This is a genomic window from Chryseobacterium sp. HNCC26DJ238 (assembly GCF_057180465.1).
The window spans coordinates 19,181-42,557 of record NZ_JBXUGI010000011.1; the positions used below are offsets into that span (position 1 = coordinate 19,181).

General features: G+C 35.7%; 24 protein-coding genes. 6 read left to right on the top strand and 18 right to left on the bottom strand.

Annotated features, from left to right (window positions below; all coding sequences use genetic code 11):
• Positions 1-6 precede the first annotated feature (6 nt).
• A complete protein-coding gene (locus AC2A07_RS11555; protein ID WP_314495702.1) occupies positions 7-411 on the top strand; it encodes a lipoprotein in 405 nt (134 codons plus the stop codon).
• A 48-nt stretch (positions 412-459) separates the two neighbouring features.
• Here AC2A07_RS11555 and AC2A07_RS11560 read toward each other — a convergent pair whose 3' ends face one another.
• Complete coding sequence (locus AC2A07_RS11560; RefSeq protein ID WP_484050530.1) at positions 460-882, bottom strand: hypothetical protein; 423 nt, start codon at positions 880-882, stop codon at positions 460-462.
• Between the two features lie 548 nt (positions 883-1,430).
• Between AC2A07_RS11560 and AC2A07_RS11565 the strand changes: the two genes are divergently transcribed.
• Positions 1,431-2,615, top strand: a complete 1,185-nt coding sequence (locus tag AC2A07_RS11565; protein ID WP_484050531.1) for a glycosyltransferase family 2 protein — start codon at positions 1,431-1,433, stop codon at positions 2,613-2,615.
• Here AC2A07_RS11565 and AC2A07_RS11570 read toward each other — a convergent pair.
• From AC2A07_RS11570 to AC2A07_RS11585, 4 genes are all read right to left on the bottom strand, one after another.
• Complete coding sequence (locus tag AC2A07_RS11570) at positions 2,585-3,169, bottom strand: class I SAM-dependent DNA methyltransferase (RefSeq protein ID WP_484050532.1); 585 nt, start codon at positions 3,167-3,169, stop codon at positions 2,585-2,587. The two genes, AC2A07_RS11565 and AC2A07_RS11570, sit on opposite strands and share 31 nt — an antisense overlap.
• Positions 3,169-3,894, bottom strand: coding sequence for a PIG-L deacetylase family protein (locus AC2A07_RS11575; protein ID WP_484050533.1), 726 nt, complete (start codon positions 3,892-3,894; stop codon positions 3,169-3,171). Before AC2A07_RS11575 ends, AC2A07_RS11570 begins: the two co-directional genes overlap by 1 nt.
• On the bottom strand, positions 3,875-5,080 hold the full coding sequence (locus tag AC2A07_RS11580; RefSeq protein WP_484050534.1) for an acyl-CoA dehydrogenase family protein: 1,206 nt from the start codon (positions 5,078-5,080) through the stop codon (positions 3,875-3,877). The genes AC2A07_RS11575 and AC2A07_RS11580 overlap by 20 nt, the downstream gene beginning before the upstream one ends.
• A 455-nt stretch (positions 5,081-5,535) precedes the next feature.
• Positions 5,536-5,958, bottom strand: coding sequence for a hypothetical protein (locus AC2A07_RS11585; protein WP_484050535.1), 423 nt, complete (start codon positions 5,956-5,958; stop codon positions 5,536-5,538).
• Positions 5,959-6,216: 258 nt separating this feature from the next.
• Here AC2A07_RS11585 and xth point away from each other — a divergent pair, with 258 nt between their 5' ends.
• Positions 6,217-6,987, top strand: coding sequence for an exodeoxyribonuclease III (gene xth, locus AC2A07_RS11590; protein WP_484050536.1), 771 nt, complete (start codon positions 6,217-6,219; stop codon positions 6,985-6,987).
• Positions 6,988-7,092: 105 nt separating this feature from the next.
• On the opposite strand, the gene AC2A07_RS11595 is transcribed toward xth, so the two are convergent.
• Both AC2A07_RS11595 and AC2A07_RS11600 read right to left on the bottom strand, forming a co-directional pair.
• A complete protein-coding gene (locus AC2A07_RS11595; protein ID WP_484050537.1) occupies positions 7,093-8,547 on the bottom strand; it encodes an OmpA family protein in 1,455 nt (484 codons plus the stop codon).
• A 368-nt stretch (positions 8,548-8,915) separates the two neighbouring features.
• On the bottom strand, positions 8,916-10,334 hold the full coding sequence (locus AC2A07_RS11600) for an aminotransferase-like domain-containing protein (RefSeq protein WP_484050538.1): 1,419 nt from the start codon (positions 10,332-10,334) through the stop codon (positions 8,916-8,918).
• Between the two features lie 114 nt (positions 10,335-10,448).
• Between AC2A07_RS11600 and AC2A07_RS11605 the strand changes: the two genes are divergently transcribed.
• Positions 10,449-10,967 carry a hypothetical protein gene (locus tag AC2A07_RS11605; RefSeq protein WP_484050539.1) on the top strand — a complete coding sequence of 173 codons (519 nt, stop codon included), beginning with the start codon at positions 10,449-10,451 and terminating at the stop codon, positions 10,965-10,967.
• Here AC2A07_RS11605 and AC2A07_RS11610 read toward each other — a convergent pair.
• The 3 genes from AC2A07_RS11610 to queG all read right to left on the bottom strand — a co-directional run bounded on the left by AC2A07_RS11610 (position 10,964) and on the right by queG (position 13,667).
• Positions 10,964-11,326 (bottom strand): murein L,D-transpeptidase catalytic domain-containing protein, encoded by a 363-nt coding sequence (locus tag AC2A07_RS11610; protein ID WP_484050540.1) that lies wholly within the window; start codon positions 11,324-11,326, stop codon positions 10,964-10,966. The two genes, AC2A07_RS11605 and AC2A07_RS11610, sit on opposite strands and share 4 nt — an antisense overlap.
• A gap of 295 nt (positions 11,327-11,621) precedes the next feature.
• Positions 11,622-12,305, bottom strand: a complete 684-nt coding sequence (locus tag AC2A07_RS11615; protein ID WP_484050541.1) for a TIGR02117 family protein — start codon at positions 12,303-12,305, stop codon at positions 11,622-11,624.
• 414 nt (positions 12,306-12,719) lie between these two features.
• Positions 12,720-13,667: a tRNA epoxyqueuosine(34) reductase QueG gene (gene queG / locus AC2A07_RS11620; RefSeq protein WP_484050542.1), complete on the bottom strand. Its 948-nt coding sequence runs from the start codon at positions 13,665-13,667 to the stop codon at positions 12,720-12,722.
• A 107-nt stretch (positions 13,668-13,774) separates the two neighbouring features.
• Between queG and AC2A07_RS11625 the strand changes: the two genes are divergently transcribed.
• Positions 13,775-14,074, top strand: coding sequence for a rhodanese-like domain-containing protein (locus AC2A07_RS11625; protein WP_314495741.1), 300 nt, complete (start codon positions 13,775-13,777; stop codon positions 14,072-14,074).
• Between the two features lie 23 nt (positions 14,075-14,097).
• On the top strand, positions 14,098-14,715 hold the full coding sequence (locus AC2A07_RS11630) for an HD domain-containing protein (RefSeq protein WP_484050543.1): 618 nt from the start codon (positions 14,098-14,100) through the stop codon (positions 14,713-14,715).
• Positions 14,716-14,865: 150 nt separating this feature from the next.
• On the opposite strand, the gene AC2A07_RS11635 is transcribed toward AC2A07_RS11630, so the two are convergent.
• The 8 genes from AC2A07_RS11635 to AC2A07_RS11670 all read right to left on the bottom strand — a co-directional run bounded on the left by AC2A07_RS11635 (position 14,866) and on the right by AC2A07_RS11670 (position 23,143).
• Positions 14,866-15,639 (bottom strand): alpha/beta fold hydrolase, encoded by a 774-nt coding sequence (locus AC2A07_RS11635; protein WP_484050544.1) that lies wholly within the window; start codon positions 15,637-15,639, stop codon positions 14,866-14,868.
• Positions 15,640-15,642: 3 nt separating this feature from the next.
• A complete protein-coding gene (locus tag AC2A07_RS11640) occupies positions 15,643-16,632 on the bottom strand; it encodes an NAD(P)H-dependent flavin oxidoreductase (protein ID WP_484050545.1) in 990 nt (329 codons plus the stop codon).
• Between the two features lie 93 nt (positions 16,633-16,725).
• A complete protein-coding gene (locus AC2A07_RS11645; RefSeq protein WP_314495752.1) occupies positions 16,726-18,093 on the bottom strand; it encodes a peptidylprolyl isomerase in 1,368 nt (455 codons plus the stop codon).
• Between the two features lie 91 nt (positions 18,094-18,184).
• The gene (locus AC2A07_RS11650) at positions 18,185-19,105 is read right to left on the bottom strand and encodes a PfkB family carbohydrate kinase (RefSeq protein ID WP_484050546.1); all 921 of its coding nucleotides are present in this window, start codon (positions 19,103-19,105) and stop codon (positions 18,185-18,187) included.
• A 162-nt stretch (positions 19,106-19,267) separates the two neighbouring features.
• Complete coding sequence (gldD, locus tag AC2A07_RS11655; protein ID WP_314495758.1) at positions 19,268-19,825, bottom strand: gliding motility lipoprotein GldD; 558 nt, start codon at positions 19,823-19,825, stop codon at positions 19,268-19,270.
• Positions 19,826-20,031: 206 nt separating this feature from the next.
• Positions 20,032-21,078: an A/G-specific adenine glycosylase gene (mutY, locus tag AC2A07_RS11660; protein WP_484050547.1), complete on the bottom strand. Its 1,047-nt coding sequence runs from the start codon at positions 21,076-21,078 to the stop codon at positions 20,032-20,034.
• Between the two features lie 233 nt (positions 21,079-21,311).
• Positions 21,312-22,673, bottom strand: a complete 1,362-nt coding sequence (locus AC2A07_RS11665; RefSeq protein ID WP_484050548.1) for a DUF5458 family protein — start codon at positions 22,671-22,673, stop codon at positions 21,312-21,314.
• A gap of 23 nt (positions 22,674-22,696) precedes the next feature.
• Positions 22,697-23,143 carry a type VI secretion system contractile sheath small subunit gene (locus AC2A07_RS11670; protein WP_484050549.1) on the bottom strand — a complete coding sequence of 149 codons (447 nt, stop codon included), beginning with the start codon at positions 23,141-23,143 and terminating at the stop codon, positions 22,697-22,699.
• Between the last annotated feature and the right edge of the window lie 234 nt (positions 23,144-23,377).

Genomic DNA, 23,377 nt, shown 5'->3' on the forward strand with positions numbered 1-23,377 from the left:
CATCTCATGAAAAAAATCTTCTTTTTTATTTTACTGACCTTAATCTTGACAGGTTGTGCTGAAGATTGCTATAATGCTCCTCAGCCGATTGTTTTTGAGTTCGTGAATGCTGCTGATGAAAATCTGATTACCAACGGAACACTCACTGTCTTCTCTGTCACCGATGAAAATCAGACAGGCGTAAAGCTGACCAAAACCGATGACGATAAAGTTGTTTTAGAAAATGTAGGAGCTTATAACGGTACAAAAAACTATACCTTTTATTCTTCGGTTAAAAATTTTGATTTTTCAATACAGTCGTCCGAATTCAAGGGAGGATGTGATGGCTACCAGATTAATAAATTAACATTTACCGGAATAGGAATCGATGTAACTGATGAAAAAGGATTTTATAAAATCATACTAAAGTAAATAAAGGGAATATTTTCACAGACAGTACCGCTGCGTGAAAGCTGACCTTTAACTTTTACTGATTTCCCTGAATTTACGCTGGTTCCATTTCCTCCTGAAAGCTTTACCTTCTTCGAACCTGTAAAAATAAGTTTCTTTTTCTCTTTCGTTGGGCCTGATCAATGTAAAACACTCCCCCTCAGGAAGTTCGACAATCTCATGGATGGTGTCTGCGGGTACAAAATGAGAAGTTCCTTCTTTTCTGTGGTGTTCTGATGTATGATAGGTTCCGTCTTCAAAGATTTCATAAATCCTTTCAATGTAACTGCCTTTCAGGATATGTGTTGTGAAACTGAATGGATGGTCATGAATATGTTCATTCTGATCTTTTTCGCTGAAATGGTGAATGACTGCATCGAAAGGCAATCCTTTCAAATGATGTTTCATAAATACGGCATTCATTTTCTCACGTCTGATCTTTATCGTAATCATTTTTTCTAAATTTCTGGATAGGACCATTTAAATTTCTAAGAAGAATTTCTTATTAATTTTAGAGCTAAGATGGTAGGAATAAGAATGAATACAAAATTTTCGCTCCTGATCCGGATTATATCCTATAAAAATAGTAAAAAAATAAGAGTAAAACCAGTGACCGCATTTTTTGTTTAAACATAAACAGTCAATGTGCAGCTAGAATACTTTTTTCAGCTGAGCTCCCGGCGGGTACTAAATAGTATAAATAGAAAGACAGTAAAATTACATCTCAGATACCCTGTAAGAAACCAGTGCAGATGTATTGCTAAGCGGAATAAAAAAATAGAATAATAATAATAATAATAATAATAATAATAACAATAATAACAATAATAACAATAATAATAATAATAATAATAATAATAATAATAATTTTAATTCCTTGTTTTATACTGCTTATTGGTATCAGAATTGCAAATATCTGACAACAGTTTTCTTTCTTATAATAAGATTTCATCGATAACCAACAAAGTAATATATCAACGAAAACTTTTAAAATACAGTACATGGCTGACTCTACAGAATATTCTCATAATTCCTTTTTCGCAGAATTTAAAATTTTACCTGATGTTAAATCAAGTATTGTCATTCCTGTAAAGGATGAGGAATCTTATATTCTAAACACACTTTCGTCATTTGCTATGCAGGTTGATATTTTTGGTGAGCCTTTAGATCCCGGGAAATTTGAGATCTTAGTTTTTGCCAATAACTGCTCCGATCAGTCAGTAAAATACATCAAAGATTTTCAAAGAGATCATCCTGACCTCAACATTTATTTACAGGAGATTATGCTGTTGCCTGATCAGTCTAATATTGGGTATGTACGAAGAAAACTAATGGAGTGTGCTTACAAAAGACTCTGTAATAATGGCGGAGGTATTATTCTGACTACAGACGGAGACACCATGGTAGAACCGGACTGGATCGCACAGAATCACTGGGAAATTAATAACGGAGCTGAGGCCGTTGGGGGGAGAATACTGTTATATGCAGATGAGCTTGAGGGCTTAGATGAGTTCACTTATTTGCATCATTTCAAAGATGAGAAATACCAGCTGTTAATTGCTGAACTTGAAGGACTCATCATCGATTCGAATTATGATCCACTTCCCAGGCATCATCAGCATTTTAACGGTAGTTTTGCCATTACCACTGACTGTTATGCCCGGTCAGGGGGAGTTCCTGTTGTAAAGTATCTTGAAGACTGTGCTTTTTTTGAACGGCTTGAGAATATTGACGCAAGAATACGGCATAGTTACAGAGTGACTGTACAGACTTCTGCAAGATGCATAGGACGTACTGAGGTTGGGCTCTCCTATCAGCTGAACGTCTGGAAAAATTTAGGAGACAAAGCAGAAAAATATTTTGTTGAATCCTGTGATTCCATTGTTACCAGGCTCATCGAAAAGAAAAGCCTTATGAATCTTTGGAAATTAAAAGATCAGAATAATCCGGACTTCTTTTTGATGATAAAAAATAGGGTTCCTGATCTTCTGCTCACTGAAGAAGTTTACAGTTCAATGCATCGGACGCCTTATTTTGGAGAGTGGTACAAAAAACTAATGAATCTTCAGACAATAAGTTATCGGGAAAGATTTCCGGATGTGGGTATTGATACAGCTATTAAGGATTTACAAATAAAGCTTGAGGAGATCTCAAACTATGATTTTTCCCAGACATCAATTCTATAATTTTCAGCTCTGTCGGTGAAAACTTTTGTCAGTTTATCCTGCATCAGTTTTTCAAAACTGTCATGGACCTGATCGCCTGTCTGTGGATAATCATGAACTTCAGGCAGCCAGTGAACCAAAACAATATTTGCGTTCGTTTTCATCATATTGTACAATTTCTTTACTGCAAATTCCCAGTCAGCAGATGAAAGATAATAAGCCACTTCGGAAATCATAATCAAATCGTACTGATCTTCCGGCAGTTCTTTTGGAAAACTGAGCTTTTGAAAAGATATATTATTTAAATCACTACATCTTATAGCAGCTGCATCCAATGCTTTCTGTGAAACGTCAGTCGCAAGCAGATGACTGCACCTCTGTGCAAGTCTGCGGGTAAGAACTCCAATGGAGCAACCAACTTCCAAACCATTTTTATAATGATTTACCGGCAGTGCAGCGATCGTTTCATCGTATTTTGCCGCCTCGTATTCGCTTGTTTCAAAGTTCCACGGATCATCATTAGCATCATAGACATCCTTGAAGTATTCAGAATCTAAAGATTGTTTCTGTTCCATTATTTTGAGATAAAGAAGGTTTCGTAAGGTACATTAAAAGAATTCATCATTTCCGGGGAAAGCTTGAATCCTTCAGGATCGTCACTGATAAGATCCGAAATCTGAGAAAGGTGTTTTGATACAGCATCATTTTTTTTATCAAGCACACTGCTTATATTCAGACGAAAAGGCATCGACTCTTCAACAGTTGGCAGATCTCCGGCTTCTCCAAGCGCTCCAAGCCAAACTGGATATTCATATATTTTTGCATTCAGGGTATCAGCAGCATTGATCAGCTGAAATGCTGCCTTATGATCCGGATGTGGATCTCTTCGCCAGGGAACAAAAATACTTTTAGGTTTAAGCATATTCAGCATTTTAGATATATTTTCTACGGAAGCTTCGAATGCTTCAGCCTTAATGGAAGGCACATTACGATCTTTAAACCTGCAGAAAATAATATTTTCTGCAGATACTCCAAGCACATCTGCCGCATCAATCAATTCCTTTTCCCGCAGATCTCTCAGCTTTTCAGCAGGGTATTCCAGGCTGTTCGGGTGTGACAGTGTTCCGTCACTCAGCAAAAGGATATATACTTCCTGCCCGTATTTCCGCAGCAATGAAATCACCCCTCCACATCCCAGACTTTCATCATCGGCATGCGGAGCAACGATGAGCGTAGTTCCGAATCCCGTCACGCATTGCTCAGGAGCCAGTGGAATGGTGTCAAAATTTATTTGATTCATTTTTTTTATTTTTATCAGCGTTTAAATTGAAAATATTATCTGAAGAAGAAACAGGCTTCAGTACATATCCCCCAACATCAGCCAATGCTAAATCAGGTGCAGGTTGACGCAGGTACATACTGAGGTCCCTGATGATTCTTTCAAAATGATAAGGGGAATTAAGCCCGCGGGCACCGATACATTTTTGACAGAGTGACATTACTTCGGTACAGATCTGTTCGATGGCTGTCCGCATCATATTGATATACATAATGAGATCTTCGCACATGCTTTTCTCAGGTTGTTTCATATATCTGTCCATTCTGTCTGCTGAAGCGTATAACCATTGAATTCCTGATTCTACGGCAATTGCCATTTGGCCCAGGCGCATTTTCTGAAAAGGATCCTGTGTACGGTTCAGACTGATCAGATATTTTTTTGTTTCATTAAACAGCCTTTCAGCTCCTCCCAGTTGTACTGCTGCAAATCGTACGGCACCGCCACTGAAACCAGGCTGCTGATAATATTCTCCTGCCGATCCTAATAAATTAATTTTGGGGACAGGAATATTTTCGAAGTTTATTTTAAAACTTCTACTGGACTTCATCCCCATCGGATTCCACCATACGGACTCAATTTTTACATCTGTATTATTTAAAGGTACAACGCACATCTGCCATGACCCATCTTTCATTGCAGCAGTTACGACCGGCCTGGTTACATAGCCGGTTCCGGTTGCAAAAATCTTTGCACCCGACAAATGATGTTTACCTTCTTTTTTCCGCGACAATAAAGTACCGTCTTGAGCCTGGGTATTCCAGACACCAAACAGGTGACCTTCAAATGCTTCTTCCGCAAAAAATTTCTTCTGCGCCTTACTGCCAAACTGGTTAATCAGAATCTGAGCATTGATATGTCCCTCCAATACTCTCCCCATTACTAAATTCCCGCTACCTATGTTTTTAAGAATAGTCAGCATCGCAAGATTTGTACCCGGTACAAGTCCTAAGTTCATACCTCCATATTTAACCGGAATACTTGCTGTAAGAAGATTTGCGGACTTCAACTTTCCAAGGGTTACTTCAGGAAATGAGTGCACTGAATCCGTATCAGCTGCTTCTTTAAGAGATGTTTTGCCAATATCTTCAGCAGATATCACTAAATCCGACAGTCTGGATTTATTTAAAGTATTACTGTTTCGCTTCAAATGTTTGCTATAAGTATTATTAATGTAAAAAGAATGTCAGTTGTCCTGTAGGGCCAAGTTAGTTTTGAAGCTCCTATCTAATTTTTGTCATAAGACCGCTGAAACACCAGATTTAAAATCATCATTGTTTTTTTCTGTAATATTTAAAAATCTTAAAATATATGCTTAGTGCTTTCATATCAAAACCAAATGATTGAAAGATTTAAATGAGATAACAGACTTTATTAAGATTACAGAAGACTTATATATCAAATAGAATAACTTACAAAAAACGTAACATTAGGTCGTATCCAAAAATAACTTAAAGAAATACCAATTGTTATGACTGAAATCACAAAAAATTGAAATATTATTCAATTAATTATCAATAAAAAATTTAATAATAAGATTGGCTACCGTATGAAACAGATATAAATTGTAATTTTTTCCGGATATACTGATTTGCTGTTTAAAAATTAAGCAGAAGCAGATCTCTTATTCGAAGTGTTCGCACTGTGGAAATTGTTGTAGGTATGGTAAAGATCTTTAAAATAAATATCAGCATCCATTTCAGATGTTTCGGGCTGTATCGGAAATAGAGTTTCTTTTTGATTCTTACCTAATGAAACAGTCCGTAATGAATTTGCTTTTTTAAGACAATTACAATGCCGGTGATCATTTGCCTGATGCTCTGAAAGCTCTATAATTCTGATTTCAGTATTCAGAAACTGAGTGTTCTCTTCAAATGAAGTTTTGCATAATGTGAAATGAGGCTCACCATGATAAAAATAATGATCAATTATCTCAGGATGATTAGAATCTTCCATTTTATCAGGAGTTGCTGCATAATATCCTTCACATTCTGTACAAAAAGCCACCTTAACATTGATCTGTTCCATATTTTTATTTTTTGATGATTATGTATTTTGTATTACAGAATTTATGCCATTGATCTTTTTATCCTGTAAAAATCTGTTATCATTTAAATACGGTAAGAGGAAATCCACAAACGCATTCATAAATTAATGAAAATCACCCTTATAATCTATGATAATTACAACTATTGAATAAAACAGAGGTTTTACAAGAATTTACAGGAGATGATATGTGGAATAATCTTTGACTCATTCCTCAAAATATAAATTTAAATCCGTATCATGAAAATAGCAACCTATAATGTTAATGGAATTAATGGAAGGCTTCCTGTTTTACTCAAGTGGCTGAAAGAATCAAAACCGGATATCGTCTGTTTACAGGAGCTAAAATGCCCACAGGAAAAGTTTCCTGTTCAGGAAATCAATGAAGCGGGATATCAGGCAATCTGGAAAGGACAGAAAAGCTGGAATGGGGTCGCTATTCTTTCGAAAGGCCATGAAATTCAGGAAGTACAGAATATACTTCCGGGTGACTCTGACGATCTTCAAAGCAGATATATTGAAGCAATTATTGATCAAAAAGTAATCTGCTGTATCTACCTTCCCAACGGAAATCCTTGCCCGGGTCCCAAATTTGATTACAAACTTGCATGGATCAAACGCCTGAAGAGAAGAACCAATCAGTTAATCAAAATGGATCTTCCTGCGATCATCATAGGCGATTTTAATATAATCCCGACTTCACAGGATGTATACAAACCTGAAAAATGGGAAGATAATGCACTTTTCAGAAAAGAAGTAAGAAAGACCTACAAGGAATTTATAAAAAAAGGCTGGACAGACTCTGTACGCAAAATTTTTCCTGAAGATCAGATTTTTACCTTTTGGGATTATCTATATCACTCTTTTGACAGAAATGCCGGGATGAGGCTTGATCATCTGTTGCTTAGTCCTTATCTTAAAAATGATCTGATTAATGCCGGAGTCGACAGATATGTAAGAGGATGGGAAAAAAGCAGTGATCATGCACCTGTCTGGATTGAGCTTGAGTAAATCACAGAGGTTTATTCTGATTTTTATTATTTCTACAGATGTGGTATAAACGAATTAAGTCCCGCAATTGCGGGACTTAATTCGTTTATTAATTGAAAGCTTTAATTATTTTGCTTCAAAATATACTCTTCTGTTTGCTCTGTTTTTCCATTCAGGACATTTTGTAGCAGGATCACATTCAGGATATTTCAAATCATTCTTACCTTTTCCTTTTGCATCTAACTTTGTAGATTCAACTCCATTTTTGATAAGATAATTTTTTACACTGTTTGCTCTCTTCTCAGATAAATTCTGATTGTAACTTTCAGAACCTCTCGTATCTGTAGTACCAATTACAGTATAAGCTCCGTTTGAAGAATTGATGTAATTTACAGCGTTGTTTAGAATTGGTGTATTTGAAGATAAAATTCTGTCTGAATTCAAATCAAATTCGATTCCGTCCAATTTCGTTTCAGCTTCTGTAACTGCGCCAGAATTTGCTGTAGTTAACGGACATCCGTTATTTTCTACCGGTCCCGGAACGGTAACACACTTGTCATATAAATCAATTACTCCATCCAAATCAACATCTAACGCAACACCTGATCCGTCAACTCTTGCACCTGCAGGAGTATCAAGCTGTCTGTCCCAGTCATCGCAAACTCCATCATTATCAGCATCTCCACTTTTACAAACTTCAATATCTTCGTTTTTAGCTGCCAATACATCTAATTTGTAATAGATTTCCTGTAATGGGTCATGCCACATTAAATGAGAGTCATGTTTTCCTAACTTAACAGATAAACCTAAAGTTGCATTAAAGAAATTATCTGAAATCTGATCTTCTCTTCTGTTGATAGCGCTGTATTGGTCACCACCTCCGTCAAACTGATCATCTGTAGTAACAACATACATTACTCTACCTTCAAGATCCAATCTGTTGTTGATCTTATACTTTAAACCTGCACCTGCCTGTCCAAAGAATGAATTTAGTTTGAAAGGTTTTATTTCCGTCATCAGTCTCTGACCAGACTCATCTTTTAGATATGATCTGTATGCAAGAGTTCCGATACCAGCATAACCGTGTAATGCCCATCTGTAAGGTGATTTGTTATCAACACGTCTCATTAGGTTTGAGAAATTGATATCCCCTAAAATTGAGATCGCATCATACTGTGTTCTCGCACCTTCCATTCTATTTGCAGATGCGTTAGCCGATGCTGCATCTTTGGTATTAAACCATCCCTGTCTCGTTTCTCCCCTGTCATACTGAAGATTAATTCCAAATGCATGAGTGATTGCTTTATCAATACTTACGTAAGCAGAATAACCAAAAAGATTTTTCCCGTTTCCGTTTTTGATAGAAGTCAAATCTGCAGACTGTACTAATGGTACCCCTGCACCAAAAGAAACTGACCAGTCATTGAATCTTTTAGACTGTTGAGTGAAAGGACTTACATTGGCAGAACCTGATGTAAATGTGTTTGGGTATTCACCATTTGATACTTTTAATGTATCCTGTGCCATTACTGAAGCAGGCAAAGCTAAAGCTAATGAAAAAACTGCTAAACTTAATTTCATATTTTAATCGTTTTAATTTATTATTAAAGTATTGTTACTTCTTATAAAAGTTCCCGGAATATCAATTATTCCCAAACTGTCTTCTGCAGGACATTTTCGTACGTGCCTACTTACTTGCAACTTGCATACCAATAAATAAATTATGTTAAATTAAATTATATTTACATAAGAATACAGATAGAGATTATCAATTTTCTGACATCTTAGTAATCTGATAAATAGTTTATTACAGCTTCATAATAATATTATGCTAAGAATAATAATATTTTTAATTTTTAAGAATTGTCCACCCTTTATTTTTGAAAATATTAACTATAATCAAAAATTCATGGTAATTTTTAATCTGATATACGCATAAACAGGTAAAATCACACTGATAATGCCCTCGCTTTAGCACCAGTTTTTTTGATTGCAGAAATACTTTCAGCATTACCCTTATCTGCAAATATTATTCTGAAACAATGACTGTACGCATTAGTAAATGTAAAAGTATCTCCGGGAGTAAATCTGATTTTCTGATTTTCACAGAAGCCGTAAAAATCAGACATGGTAATATTGTCCGGCAGTTTTCCCCAAATACTGTATCCTCCATCCGGCTTATGAAAATAAGAACCGTCCGGAAAATGCGCTCTAAGAAGATTCAGAAATCCTACAGCCTGTACTTCCAATTTTCTCCTGACCGTTCGCAAATGCCTGTCGTAGGTATTGCCTTCTAAAATTTTTATCATCAGTTCCTGATACAGAGGAGAAACAGATCTGCCTAAAGAAAATTTAATTCGTTCTGCCTTTTGAGAAAACCTTCCGGCGCAAAGCCAGCCAAGCCGTATTCCCGGCGCCAAGGTTTTAGAAAATGATGAATAGGTAAGTACCCAGCCCTGAGTATCAAAACTGCCTATTGTTGAAGGTCTCTCATCCCCGAAATAAAGATCTCCATAGATATCATTTTCAATAACAGGAATTTTATAATCTTTAGCAATTGATGCGATCTCCTTTTTCGACTTGTCCGACAGAAGAATACCTGTCGGGTTATGAAAGTTGGGAGTAATCAGCACTGCACAGATCATATGCTTATTGATGGCCTCCTTCAAATAATCTATATCAAAACCATCTTTATAATGAACGGGAATTTCCACTATCTTCAGTTTTAGATTTGAAATTACCTCCAAAACAGAAAACACACACGGACTTTCTACAGCGACGATATCTCCTGCCTCAGTAACAGATGACAAAGCAATATAAAGTGCCTGTAACGCACCATCGGTAATAACCATTTGCTCTGCATCCATTCTGGAACCCAATCTTGATGTGCGGGAAACGATCCGGGTTTTTAATTGTTCTGAGCCGTTTGATGGATAATATCTGAGTATCGCAGTTGATTTCTCCCGAATCACTTCCTGCATTTTTCTCAGAATTAATTTTTGGGGAATCATTAAGTCACCGGGAGCAGCAGCGCTAAAGAGAGCATGTTCAGAACCTCCGTCCATATCTGAAGTCAGCATTACTTTTCTGTCAAAATCTGAATCACGGATTATGAAAGGGAATTTAGAAATATTTTCAGGGATAGAATCATTTTTTTTGAAAAGAACAAAATAACCTGACCTGGGCCGGTTTTCGACATATCCCTGTATAACCAGATCATCATAACCTCTCTGAACTGAACTGGTACTCAAAGCATATTTCTCCTTAATTTCTCTAACTGAGGGCAGCCTCTCCCCTAAGCTGAATGCTCCGCTCTCAATCTGTTCTTTGATGACTGATGTAAATACTTCATACTTATATTTCTGCATATTTTTTAATCTGTTCTGATCAAATTTACAAAATTTAAATCTGTACCGCTCTAAGTATTACCGGCTGTACTGATAATGACTCCGACAAATCATATACCTTTGAAAAAAATTAAAATGGAAATCATTTCAAAATTTGTTATAGGCTCAGATCAGGGTATTGATGAGCTTTTTGAACTTAAGAAGGCATATATCCGGCATTCATACAGTAGAGCCGTTTCGTCAGAATTGATAGAAAATTATATCAGAGAAAATTTTGACAGCAGAAAAATGATCAATATTCTGAATGATTTTTCCAATCAGGTCATTATGGTGTATGCTGATCAACAGCCGGCAGGTTACTGTTTTTTTAAAAGCGGGTCATCTTACAGAGAAGATACTGAGCAGAAAATGACAGAAATCACAGAACTGATAATCCTCAGTGAGTATGATCTACCGGAAGTAAAAAAATCTCTTTGGAATAAAGTAAAAACGGCCATTCAATTCACAGAAAATATATGGATTAATTTGTATGATCTTGACAAACAGATTCCCTTTTTAGAAGAAAATAAATTTCTATTTGTTAAAAAGGCTGTTTCAGAACCTTTCAGCCTTCCATCATCAGTTTATGAGCTTACAATAAAGAATAAACATTAATTATAGATCCACATTAATACTGGTTTTTTTGAGTTTTGAATAACAGGATCCAATTCACGCATCGCATTATTTGAAATTGTAGGACATCCCCAACCTTCCGGTGATCCTTTGGGAAATACTTCTCTATCACTCATAAGATTCCATGAATTGAAAACGATGAATCTTTTCAATGCATTACTGTTGGTTGGTTCCAAACCATACATGAGATATTTAACATTGATTCCCCAATCGCTGTGGCCCCGTCCTGACAGTTTATACTTTCCCAATGCTGAAAGATGGCTTCCGTCATCGTTACTGAACTCTGGATTTTCTTTGGATTCATCGCTGCTCCAGGAATTTGTTCCACAGCCATGACCCACGAGATAGGTTTTTGAAATTTTATTTTTTCTGAAATCCCAAACGGCAAAACGGTTACCCCTGAATGAAGGCTCATATCGATCAGAATACAGAAATCGGTATTCATATTTCTGCTTTTACAGAAAACCATGGCCTCTTCTGCTTTTTTCTCTGTCCTTTGCAGGTCTAATTCCGGCTTTCTGATTTCAACACTCTCTCTGTTTCCTGAAAAAACAGCATCAAATGATATCTTCGGTTCATTCTTGCATGACGAAAAAAACATTCGCAATCAAAAAAAGATAGAAAAGTCTCACTTTATTATTTATAGTGAATAAAAATCCCATAGTCGGTAGGGGTCCACCATGCTGCTTTTTGCCCCGCAGATTTAAGGGCATCATTTGACCATGTATTACAGGTATTCAGAAAGCTGTAACTTCCCTTTGCATCATAAAATGCATCGTTATCACTATATATCGCATCGGTGGGAATCAACTGATAATTACCGATGGCGTCTTTATCAAATTTAGCATCAATAAACCTGACAAGATCCAGATACTGTTTTTTGCTGATCATTATTTTCCGGCAGTCTGAAGCCTCAGTCATCGTCTTATAATAGGAACAGTGCATAGCAGATTCGCTCATCCAGAAGGCAGCCTTTACTGCTGTGGAGAATTTAAGGTCTGCCCATGTAGGGGTGTCAAGATAAAAACCTTTATCCCCCCATCCGATTCCTACAAAATTGTAGTCAGTTCTTTGAGACGTTGTATTGGAAAATGGAATTTTAGAGCTCCAGTCATGAAGTTCATTACGTACCGGCATTACAATATCGGTATGCACCCCGTTAGTATAAATGTAGATAGGAATTTCCTTTTTTTCACCATCGTCTTTTGCAGACACTTCAATAAAGGGAAGCAAAAATCCCAAAAGTGCATACAGCACCACAATTCCTACAAGGATTCCAATCGCCTTAAGAGCATAAATTAATATTGTTTTTGCAGTCATATTTTTTACTATAGGTGAATAAAATTTAATAATCAATTTTTCGTAAAAGTATTTGTTTTATTCGGAAATATCAGTAAATTTAATCATCAAACCCTCACAAATATGCACAAAAATACGAAATCGCAAAAAAGATTTAAAGTAAGAGTAAAAACAGCTCCTAAAAGAACTCAGAAAAAACGATGATTTTCTTAAAGATTTAATCTTTTAAAAGTCATTTTTCTTTAGCAGAGTTTGCTGGTAGATCTTACTGATTAACTTCTTTTATTTCTTTAAAATTATAATTTTAAGGAACGGTATCATAACCACTTTATTTTTGGAAAGTATAATTTCTGAACAGTTCTTTTGTCCTTTAAGTTTTATCAATTACTATTTTTGCAATCTTTATTTTAATTCAAAAAGCAATCCCCAAAATATTTACTTCAATTTCTCTGATGACTGATTTAAAAATTCAATATTCCTTTTCAGGCCTGTAAACTTTGTACGCTTAACAGGTGATTTGCGGAATATTTCCGAATATATTTCCTGGGTAAGTTCTTTCCATTCTCCTTTTTTAAAATTTTTAAGATAATCATTAGGCTTAAATCTGTTTTGCATGTTTGGAGCGGAAAAACGATTCCAGGGACAGACGTCCTGGCAGATATCACAGCCAAACATCCAGTCTTCCATCCTGTCTTTAAAATGATCAGGAATTTCAGTTTTCAGTTCAATGGTTGCGTAGGAAATGCACTTGCTTCCGTCAACAATTCTTTCAGAAACGATAGCATCTGTAGGACAGGCATCGATACATTTTCTGCAACTTCCGCAATGATCACTTGTAACATCATCCTGAATTAAATCAAGGTCACAGATAATTTCAGCTAAAAAATAAAATGAACCACTCTGTTTCGTGATCAGATTGGCATTTTTCCCCACCCATCCGATTCCTGATTTTTTGGCCCAGCTTCTTTCCAGAACAGGTGCAGAATCTACAAAAACACGAAATCCAAAATCTCCTATTTCATCCTGCAGTTCAGCAACCATATCGCGCAGGATATCTTTCACCACTTCATGATAATCTTCAGCATAGGCATATTTTGAAATTTTAAAATTTTCCAGGCTTGAAATTTTCTCTTCCGGAAAGTAATTGTAGGACAGAGAAATTACAGATTTAGAACCTTCCACCAATAATCTTGGATCAAGACGTTTATCAAAATGGTTCTCCATATATTTCATCTCACCATGGAAGTTATTTTTCAGCCATTTTTCAAGATGATGCGCATCTTCTTCCAAAAAATCAGCCTTCGAAATTCCACAATTCTGAAAACCAAAACTTATAGCTTTAGCTTTTATCAGTTGAGAATATTTTTCGGCGGCAGTATTCATGATTTTTACATTGCAAAACTAAGATTATTTTATAAATTTGTTGGGACTTGGGCTGAAGAAAAAATTCACGATCCAATTTATATTTTTAACTTAAAATAATTAAGACTATGTCATTAGCAGATGTACTGAAAGCAGGAAATTACCAATTGATCGACGTTCGTGAACCAATGGAACTTGAAATGGACGGACATATAGAAGGTGCTAAAAATATCCCTCTGGGTGAAGTAGAGGACCGGAAAGAGGAGATTCTTTCTGTTGAAAAACCCGTAGTTCTGTTCTGCAGAAGCGGAAACAGAAGCGGAAAAGCTTTAGACTTTCTTCAGTCTGAAGGTTTAAAAGATGGCTACAACGGTGGCGGATGGGCTGAATTGAAAGCACATCTGGAAGCAAATCAAGGAACTTTTTAAGTTCCTTTTTTATTATTTTAAATATGGATTTAAAAGATCTGTTCTTCCAGCGATGTTCTCACTTTAATATAGATGAAATTCTTGTCAAAGGTTTCTGGTATGAAATTGAAAAAAGATATTCACAAAAAAACAGGTATTACCACAATCTGACTCATTTGGAAAATATGTTTTCTGAACTGAAGTCGGTAGAGAATAAAATTTTAAATCTCGATGCTATTTCATTTTCAGTTTTTTACCACGACATCATTTACGATGCAACTTCAAAATCGAATGAAGAAAAAAGTGCTGAATTTGCAAAAGACAGACTTGAAAGAGCCGGTTTAGACGCACATCAGATTAACGAAATCTCAAAGCAGATCATTGCAACAAAATTACATCAGGCATCGGAAAACAGTGACATTAACTATTTACTGGATGCTGATTTATCAATTCTGGGGAAAGATGATGAATCTTATTTAGTGTATACCAAACAAATAAGAAAAGAATATTCCATTTACCCTGACTTTCTCTATCAGCCGGGAAGAAAAAAAGTCCTGCATCATTTTCTGAATCTGGACAGTATTTTTAAAACCGATTATTTTAAGGAAAAATATGAAGTGCAGGCAAGGAAAAACATCGGGATTGAATTGAAAACTTTTTGAGTATGGCCTAATATGATACTGATTACAAACAAAAAGCAATATCGTGTTCCTGATTTTTTGAGGTTTAATACATTTTGAAATATTTTAAAGCAATTCAATCAATTTTTTTTGAATTTTCTCCATCTCTCCTGAAAAAGAGATTTTAACATACTACTCTATTACAGAATGTATAAATTGAATAGATTTGTGCAAAACAATCTCCGGAGACTCTTTATGTGGCGTATGTCCGGTATGGGGAATAATGAACTTTTCTGCAGTACCGCTCACCTGACTGATCGTTTGATTTACCTGATCTAATGTTCCGTAGTCGTCATTTTCACCTTGAATAAACAAAAGCGGACTTGTAATGTTTTTTAAAAGATATTCTATATTCCAGGTTCTGAATTTCTCGCTCAGCCAGATTTCCGTCCAGGCTTTTACAATTATTTCAACTTTATCTCCATGATATTTTTGGAGACGTTCAGGGAGATTTGTTGTTTTATAAGCCGTGAAAGTTTTATTAACTCCTCTAACGGTAATATCTTCAACAAATATATGTCCTGCTTCACAAATAACAGCTTTGATTTTTTCGGCATATTTTGACGCTGCTATTAAAGCGATTGTCCCTCCATCACTATGTCCGAAAAGAATAGCATCATTTATATTTAATTCTGAAAGAAGATCATTTAATACATCCGCTTCCGCTTCCATGTAATTATTTTCTCTTTCGTGAGTAACCATTGGAAAAGATTTTCCATAGCCCAAACGGTCATAAACTAAAATATTACATTGTGTAGCTTCAGCAAGATTTTCAGGAAAATCTCTCCAAAGCTGAACTGAACCTAAACTGTCATGCAAAAATACAATCGCAGGCTTATTTTTATATGAAAGATTATACTTTACAAATAACTTTTTCCCTTTGACATCAATGACTTCTTCTATCATTATTTACAGGGTGGGATTATCGGTTTCATCAAACTCTTTCAAAAGTTGTTTAAACACCGTCTCTACCGGTAAAACCTCATTAATCAATGCTGAAACCTGGCCGATCTCAAGTTCGCCTTCTTCCATATCCCCTTCAAACATTCCGCGTTTAGCTCTTGCCCGTCCTAAAGCTGCAACGAGTGATTCGGAATTTCTACCGACATTATAAATTTCTTCCAAATCATTGAAAAATTTATTTTTAACCAACCGCACCGGTGCAAGTTCTTTCAAAGTCAGATGTGTATCCCCCTCCTGCAATTCGGTTATTTTCTTCTTCCAGTTATTGTGAGCGCTTGCTTCTGTTGTTGCAGCAAAACGGCTTCCAATCTGCAGTCCGTCAGCCCCTAAAATCATGGCCGCTTTCATCTGTGAACCTAAAGCAATTCCGCCAGCCGCAATAAGTGGTTTAGAAATATGTTTTTTAACATTGGGAATAAGGCAAAAAGTAGTAGTTTCATCTCTTCCGTTATGACCGCCCGCTTCAAATCCTTCTGCGACAACAGCATCTACCCCGGCATCTTCACACTTTACAGCGAATTTTGTTGATGAAACGACATGCGCAACCTTTAATCCTTCTTTTTGGAGTGTTTCTGTATAAGTTTTAGGATTTCCGGCAGATGTAAAAACAATTTTCACCCCTTCTTCGAGAATAATCTGAATAATTTCATCTACATTAGGATACAGCATGGGTACGTTCACTCCAAATGGTTTATCCGTCGCTTTCTTACATTTCTGAATATTCTCTCTCAGGATATCAGGATACATACTTCCTGCACCAATTAAGCCCAAACCTCCACAGTTTGAAACAGCAGAGGCCAACCTCCAACCGGAATGCCAGATCATGCCCGCCTGAATAATAGGATATTTAATATCAAAAAGCACGGAGATCCTGTTTGTGCTTTGCTGCATCTCGTGAAGTTTTTTTGCTGAATTGAAATCTATAAAATTACTCATCCTGTAAAAATACTAAAAACGCAGATTTTAATATACATCAAAAAAAAAATTTGCATAAAAAAAAACCTTCAGAACTTTCTGAAGGTTTTTAAGTTATTTTTTCATGGATTCTTTTTTCCAGTTTCCTTTAAAGTTACATGTATCGTAACGGCTGTCAATCGAAATAAATGTCGTTGAAAGTTTTGAATTTACAAATTTCTCAACCATTTCTCCCTGTTTCTTTCGCAGAGCCATCTGCTTTATTCTGTCATAGTCAGTTTCCAGAGTAATCTGATGCGACGGAATTACATCTTCAATCTTCACAATCTTGATGATTTTTCTTTTTCTTTCATCCTCATCATCAAAAGCAGTTGTAATGTCTCCTTTATTCAATCCTGCCAATTCATAACTGATTGTTCCCGGAATACTTTCTCTTTCGATTTTGTTAGAACCGTCGCCTCCTGAAATTACACCAGCATTAAATTTCGTCTTCTTATCATCTGAATATTTGAAAGCGGCATCTTTAAAAGTTATTTTTTCAGCCAGAATAAGACCTCTGATACTGTCTAATTTCTTTTTTGCTGTTGTGATTTCTTCTGCTGTAGGAGTTGCCATCAAAAGAATATGTCTTGCATCGTATGCTTTTCCTGATTTTTTCACCAACTGGATAATGTGATATCCAAATTCTGATTCTACAGGATCAGAGATCTCTCCTTCCTGAAGGTTTAAAGCAGCTGCCTCAAACGGTTTTACCATCTGGCCCTTAAAAACATTTTTCATTAATCCTCCGTTCGGGGCAGAACCCGGATCTTCAGAGTAAATTCTTGCCTGGCTTTCAAAACTTTCTCCCCCTGCGATATCCTGTTTTATTTTCTTTAATTTATTGATCAACTCGTCTTTGTGAGCTTCTGTCAATTTCGGATTCATAACAATTTGCGAAAGAGATACTTCATCCTTGATTTCCGGTAACTGTGATTTGTAAAGGTTATAAAAATCTGTCACTTCGTTAGGAGTAACATCAGCTTTTTCGGTAATTCTCTGATATTTTGCCTGACCGTAATAGGTATCTGTATCGATCTTTTCGATCGCATTTTTCATTTCATATCCGGTTCTGAATTTGTAAGCTGTCAACATTGATTTTTCGTCAGGAAACTGGGAAAGCAACTGACTGTATTTTGCATTCGCCTGCTCTTTGATTGCAGCAGAACGGTTTTCAATCATTGTATCTTTTTTAGCTTCAAAAACAAGAAATTTGTTATTGATAAGATTTTCAAGAAAGTCACATTTGTCGGTAGTACCAGCACCCTGCTGCTTCCCGTAATTCATCTGTTCCTCAACATCAGATTCCAGCACAATTTCATTGCCAATCACTGCTGCGATCCCGTCAATTAACTGACCCGGTTTCAGCTGGGCATTTACTTTTGTTGAAAACAACAAAGTAAAAATCCCAAAAAGAAAAGCAATACTTAATTTATTTATCATTTTACTATTTTAAACGAGTTGCAAATTTATAATTCTTAACGAATTACACTCAATTTTTTATTATAAATATTTCTTAAAAAAGCCTGTTTGATTACAACTCAACCGTAAAAGTGGTCAATTCTTTAAATTGATTGATTCTCTCCAGCATATCGGCTTCGCTAATCTCTTCAATTCTTTCTGTTCCGAATTTCTCCACCGTAAAGGACGCCATTGCAGAACCTACAATCAACGCAGATTTCATCGTTTCAAAATCGAATTTTCCTTTTTTAGCAAGATAAGCAGCAAATCCTCCTGCAAAAGTATCACCTGCACCGGTCGGATCAAAAACATCTTCTAACGGAAGTGCCGGAATGGCAAATATTTTATCATCATGGAAAAGAATAGCACCGTGCTCACCTTTTTTGATAATTACAAATTTAGGCCCCATCGTGTGAATCTTCTTCGCAGCTTTTACCAAAGAATATTCACCGGAGAGCTGTCTTGCTTCTTCATCATTGATACTGATCACATCAGTTTTAGCAATCATATCTTTCAAAATCTCCAACGCAGAATCCATCCAGAAATTCATGGTATCCAAAATAACCAGTTTAGGACGCTGGTTCATTTTTTCAAGAACAGACAGCTGAACACCGGGATGAAGATTTCCCAATAACAAAATCTCTGCATCCTGCATAGATTCAGGAATTTTTGGGTCAAAATTTTCAAGAACATTAACTTCAGTTGCTAAAGTATCTCTTGTATTTAAGTCATTATGGTATTTTCCCGACCAGAAGAAAGTTTTTCCCTCTTTTACGATTTCCAGGCCTTCGATATTAATATCTCTTTTCGTGAACATATCCAGATGTTCCTGAGGAAAATCCCCTCCTACTACAGAAACAATCCCTGATTTAACTCCCATTACGGATGAGGTGATCCCAATATATGTGGCTGCTCCTCCCAAAATCTTATCCGTTTTTCCAAATGGTGTTTCTATTGCATCAAACGCAACACTTCCTACAACTAAAAGTTTCATATGTATTTTATATTTCTTTAACGGTCATATGTAATCTTAATGATTTCATATGTATTTTATATTTCTTTAACGGTCATATGTAATCTTAGCGATTTCATATGTTTTATATTTTTTCTCAAATGCAATCTTACTGATTACTTATAATGATCAGTCTATTTAATATTAATTTTTCCACTCAAAAGTATCCAGCATATGCAAAATATCTTTTTTGATATAGTCAACTGCGGGAGCAAGAGAGTCCGGTTTTGGTCTTGTATCAAAATACAGATAGGCCGTTACAAAATGCTTTGTACTGTCTGTTGCGTAAAATTGCAGATTGGAAGCACTCTGACCTTTGAGTTCATAAAAGTTTCCATATACTTTTCTGTCAGGGTACTGAAAAGATTTAGCTTCAATGGAACTTGCTTTTATCGTATGCTCATAAACCATTTTTTCAGATTCTCTGACGTGATCAGCAAAATCACCTTTCACAGGAAAGTAAGTTATAAAAACTTTCGCTTTCATTTTCGGATACGTCATATAGTACCAGCAAGGTCTTTTTGCATCAACAATTTTAGCAAAATCTGAATATTCAAAATCGTACGAACAGTTTTTATCAAATTTCTGATACTTCGGGGTGGGATATTCTAATCTCAATTCACCAAAAGGTTTTGGTTGAGTCTCTTTCTCACAGGAAATCAGAAGCAAAGAAGCAAAAATAAAAATGACTTTTCTAATCATTTGGCAAAAATACAAATTACATTTTAGATTTTGGGACACAAATTTCAGCATTTCAACGAGTTTACAATTGAAATTTATAGTTCTGTAAAAGATTTCAGTAAGGCCGCTAAGAAAAATATTATTTTCAAAATAAACTTTTAGGCTCCCAAAACTTTTATTTCATAAGATAAATGGCAGGCATGAAAAATCTCTTTCAGATCCAAACATTAAAGAATTCTGTATGCAGTTTCATAATTCTGAATATAATTTTCCAGTGGTTTTGGAAATGATTTTCCGGAAGAACCCTTAACATCAGTAATGAGGTAGTCATTTTTTCTATTAAAGTTTTCCCATATTTCCTCCGAATTAACCTCAACATTAAAAATTTCTATGCTTAGGTTTTTGTGGGTTAATTTATGACTGACAGTTTTAACACTTTTAATAAATGGTATTAAATCATCAGAAATTTCAGACGGGAACTCGAACAGTTTTTTCCAGATGAAATCATCTCTTCTCTGCTGAATTAAAAATTTCCCATCTCTGTGAACGAAATAATATTTCAAATCCAGATCCTTCGCACTTACTTTTTTTGTTTTAACCGGAAAATCTGAAATCTTATTAAGAGAAAATGCCAGACAGTCTTTACTGACCGGACATTCTACACACAGAGGATTTCTCGGTCTGCATATTTCAGAACCCAAATCCATCATTGCCTGATTGAAATCACCTACATTCTCAGGCATGATCAAATGTGCCAACTGAGAAAAATAGTTGAACGCTCCTGAATTTGTAATATCAAAATCATCAGCAAAAATACGGCTCAAAACCCTGTAAAAATTTCCGTCAACAGCCGGCATTTTCCCATTAAAACAAATGCTTGAAACAGCAGCAGAAGTATATTTACCTATCCCCCTAAGTGTTAGAATATCTTCATACTGATGAGGGAATTCCCCATGATGGTCATTCATGATCTGCTGTGCAGCCTTATGAATATTAATAGCTCTTGAATAATAGCCTAAACCTTTCCAATATAACAAAACCTCATCTTCCTGAGCGTCTGCTAAAGTCTTGACGTCAGGAAATCTTCTGACAAAATTATTATAGTGATTTAATCCCTGAGCAATTCTGGTTTGCTGAAAAACAATTTCGCAAATCCATATTTTGTAAGGATCTTTTGTATTTCTGAAGGGTAAATCCCTTGCATTTTTATCATACCATTTCAGAAGCTTGGTTCCGATGTGAAGAAAGTCTGATGCTGTTCTGTTCTTTTCCAAAAAGCCGTCTCATTTTATCTGCAAAGATAATTTATTATTTGTCCTGTTTTATTCTTTTCTAATCATAATCAGTCAAAAGGGACGATAGAATTTCATTAAAAAAAAAGTAAGATAATTCTTTTCTACTTTATTTTTCAGAGAAAATTGGTTTTCAATACCACTTAACCTACAACTTGATTTCACAAAAAAGCCGATATAATTTATACATCGGCTTTTTGTTATTTTTAGAATGATCAGTCCTGAATGTATTCAGCATCCCACTCATTTCCGTCATCTCCTTTATGACCGTCAAGTTTGATAACAAAACTTTTGGTTGGGAAATATGGAGTTAGGCGAATATCCAACCATACTCTATCTTTATTTACCTTATCCTGTTCGAAACGAACAATTTTAAACTTTTCTATCAGCTTATCTGCACCTTTAATGCCATCAAGAAATGTAACAATCTGCCTTCTCAGATCATCTTCATTTCTTGCATTCCAGTTCTCAAAGGCTCTTCTGTTCAAGAAATCCAATAAAACTTTAGTTACATAATCGAATACGCGAACTACAGAATAAGTCTGAAGGCCAATGTTATCTCCTGTAAACAATGTTTTTGCTGAGAAAGCCATGATCTTACCATATTCATTCACCATGGGAACAAGACCCATTTTTTCCAATTGAGAAATTTCACTCTTCTTCAATTCGAATTTTACAGCATCTACTTCGTTGATATTACCGTGTTTTTTACCTGCAGCAACCTGAGACATTAAAGTCTTATGAATTTTACCCGCCAATGAAGTGGATGGTGGAAGTTCTACATTCTCTTCCTCACCTACCTCTTCCGCTCTTCCACGTCCGACTAGCCAGTTACAGGTCATAATGACATTACTTCTATGCAGTTCACCACCCGTAAGATTTGCGGAATGGAATAAATCTACCACATCATCCGGTTTATCTAAATTGGCAAAATCAGTAACCATCATGACTTTATTTTCATTACAGATTTTCGCCCACTTTTCGATTACCTTATTGGACCCCAAATATCCGGGAATCGCTAAAATCGAATAGTTATCACGGAGATCCAGACGGTCATAATACTGCTTGAACTCTTCAGCAACGGCATCAATAAACAGAGGATTATCCAGGTCTGATACCTGTTCCAAAGTTGCATTGACGATGCTTACGTTATCAACTTTATCTAATTCTGTATTTTTATAAAACTGTGCAACCGTTCTGTAACTGGTCTCAAGCTGACGAACGGAGTCAAGTGTATTTTTTAAATTTGTCTTTAAATTCTGATCTGCAGCCTGTGCTTTTGTTTTGCACGTATCTGCCATTTTTTCTGCAGACTCGTTGCTTCCTAAAAGTTCAACCCACAAATTTATTTTCTGAAGCAATTCTTTTCTTTCTTCAGTTTTATTACTGTCAGTAAGGAAAATTTCTTTTCTTGCTTTTCTCGTAGGGTTCATATTGGCAATTCCGTCAACAACCGATTCGATGAAGGCAAAACCGCCAATTTTGCTTAATTCCTCAACGGGATTACCTTTTGGTTTTCCGGATTGCTGCTGTTGATTATGCTGTTGGCTTTCTGCAGCCTGTAATTTACTATCCATAATATTTTGTGTAGGTTCTTAGTTTATTTTTCAAGTTCTTGTGCTACATCCTTTAATGCTTCGATAAATGCAGCTCTGGTCTGTTCATTTTCCAGCATGTTGCGCAGAATTTTATTGGTTTTCAGCTGACGCACAATTTTATTGTACTGCTCCTGCTCCATGCTGAGCTGCTGAAGATAATCTGATTTCTGCACAAGATTTTTGGGAGTAAAGTCTGCAAGATTCTGAAAACGGAATTCTTCTTCTACAACATTTCCGTCTTCTGTCTCATGCTGTACAGCTACAGAAGGCTGAAAATGCCTGAAGACATCTTCTACCGTTTTTAGTCCTGTTACAATTTCGGGAACATATGATTCATCTGTGGTAAGCTGGCTTACAATGAGTGATTTGTTTTCCTGAATTTCCTGAATAGCTTCATTAGCGTCGACTTTGACTTCGTTTCCGCCAACACCATAATTAAACATTGCCATATTATTATTATTTTGAGATTGTTGATTTTGGTTTGGATGAGCAAATTTTTGACCAATCCATTGTTTAAATTTATAAAAAAACTGTTACATAAAAAATTTTGCGATCATTTTTCTTAAAATTAATCAATTTACCCATTCTAATCAAATGATTATTAATACTTTTTGGTATCACTAATCTATGAAAAATAAATAAAAAAACGCATCAAATGATGCGTTTTTAATATTACGGTTTTA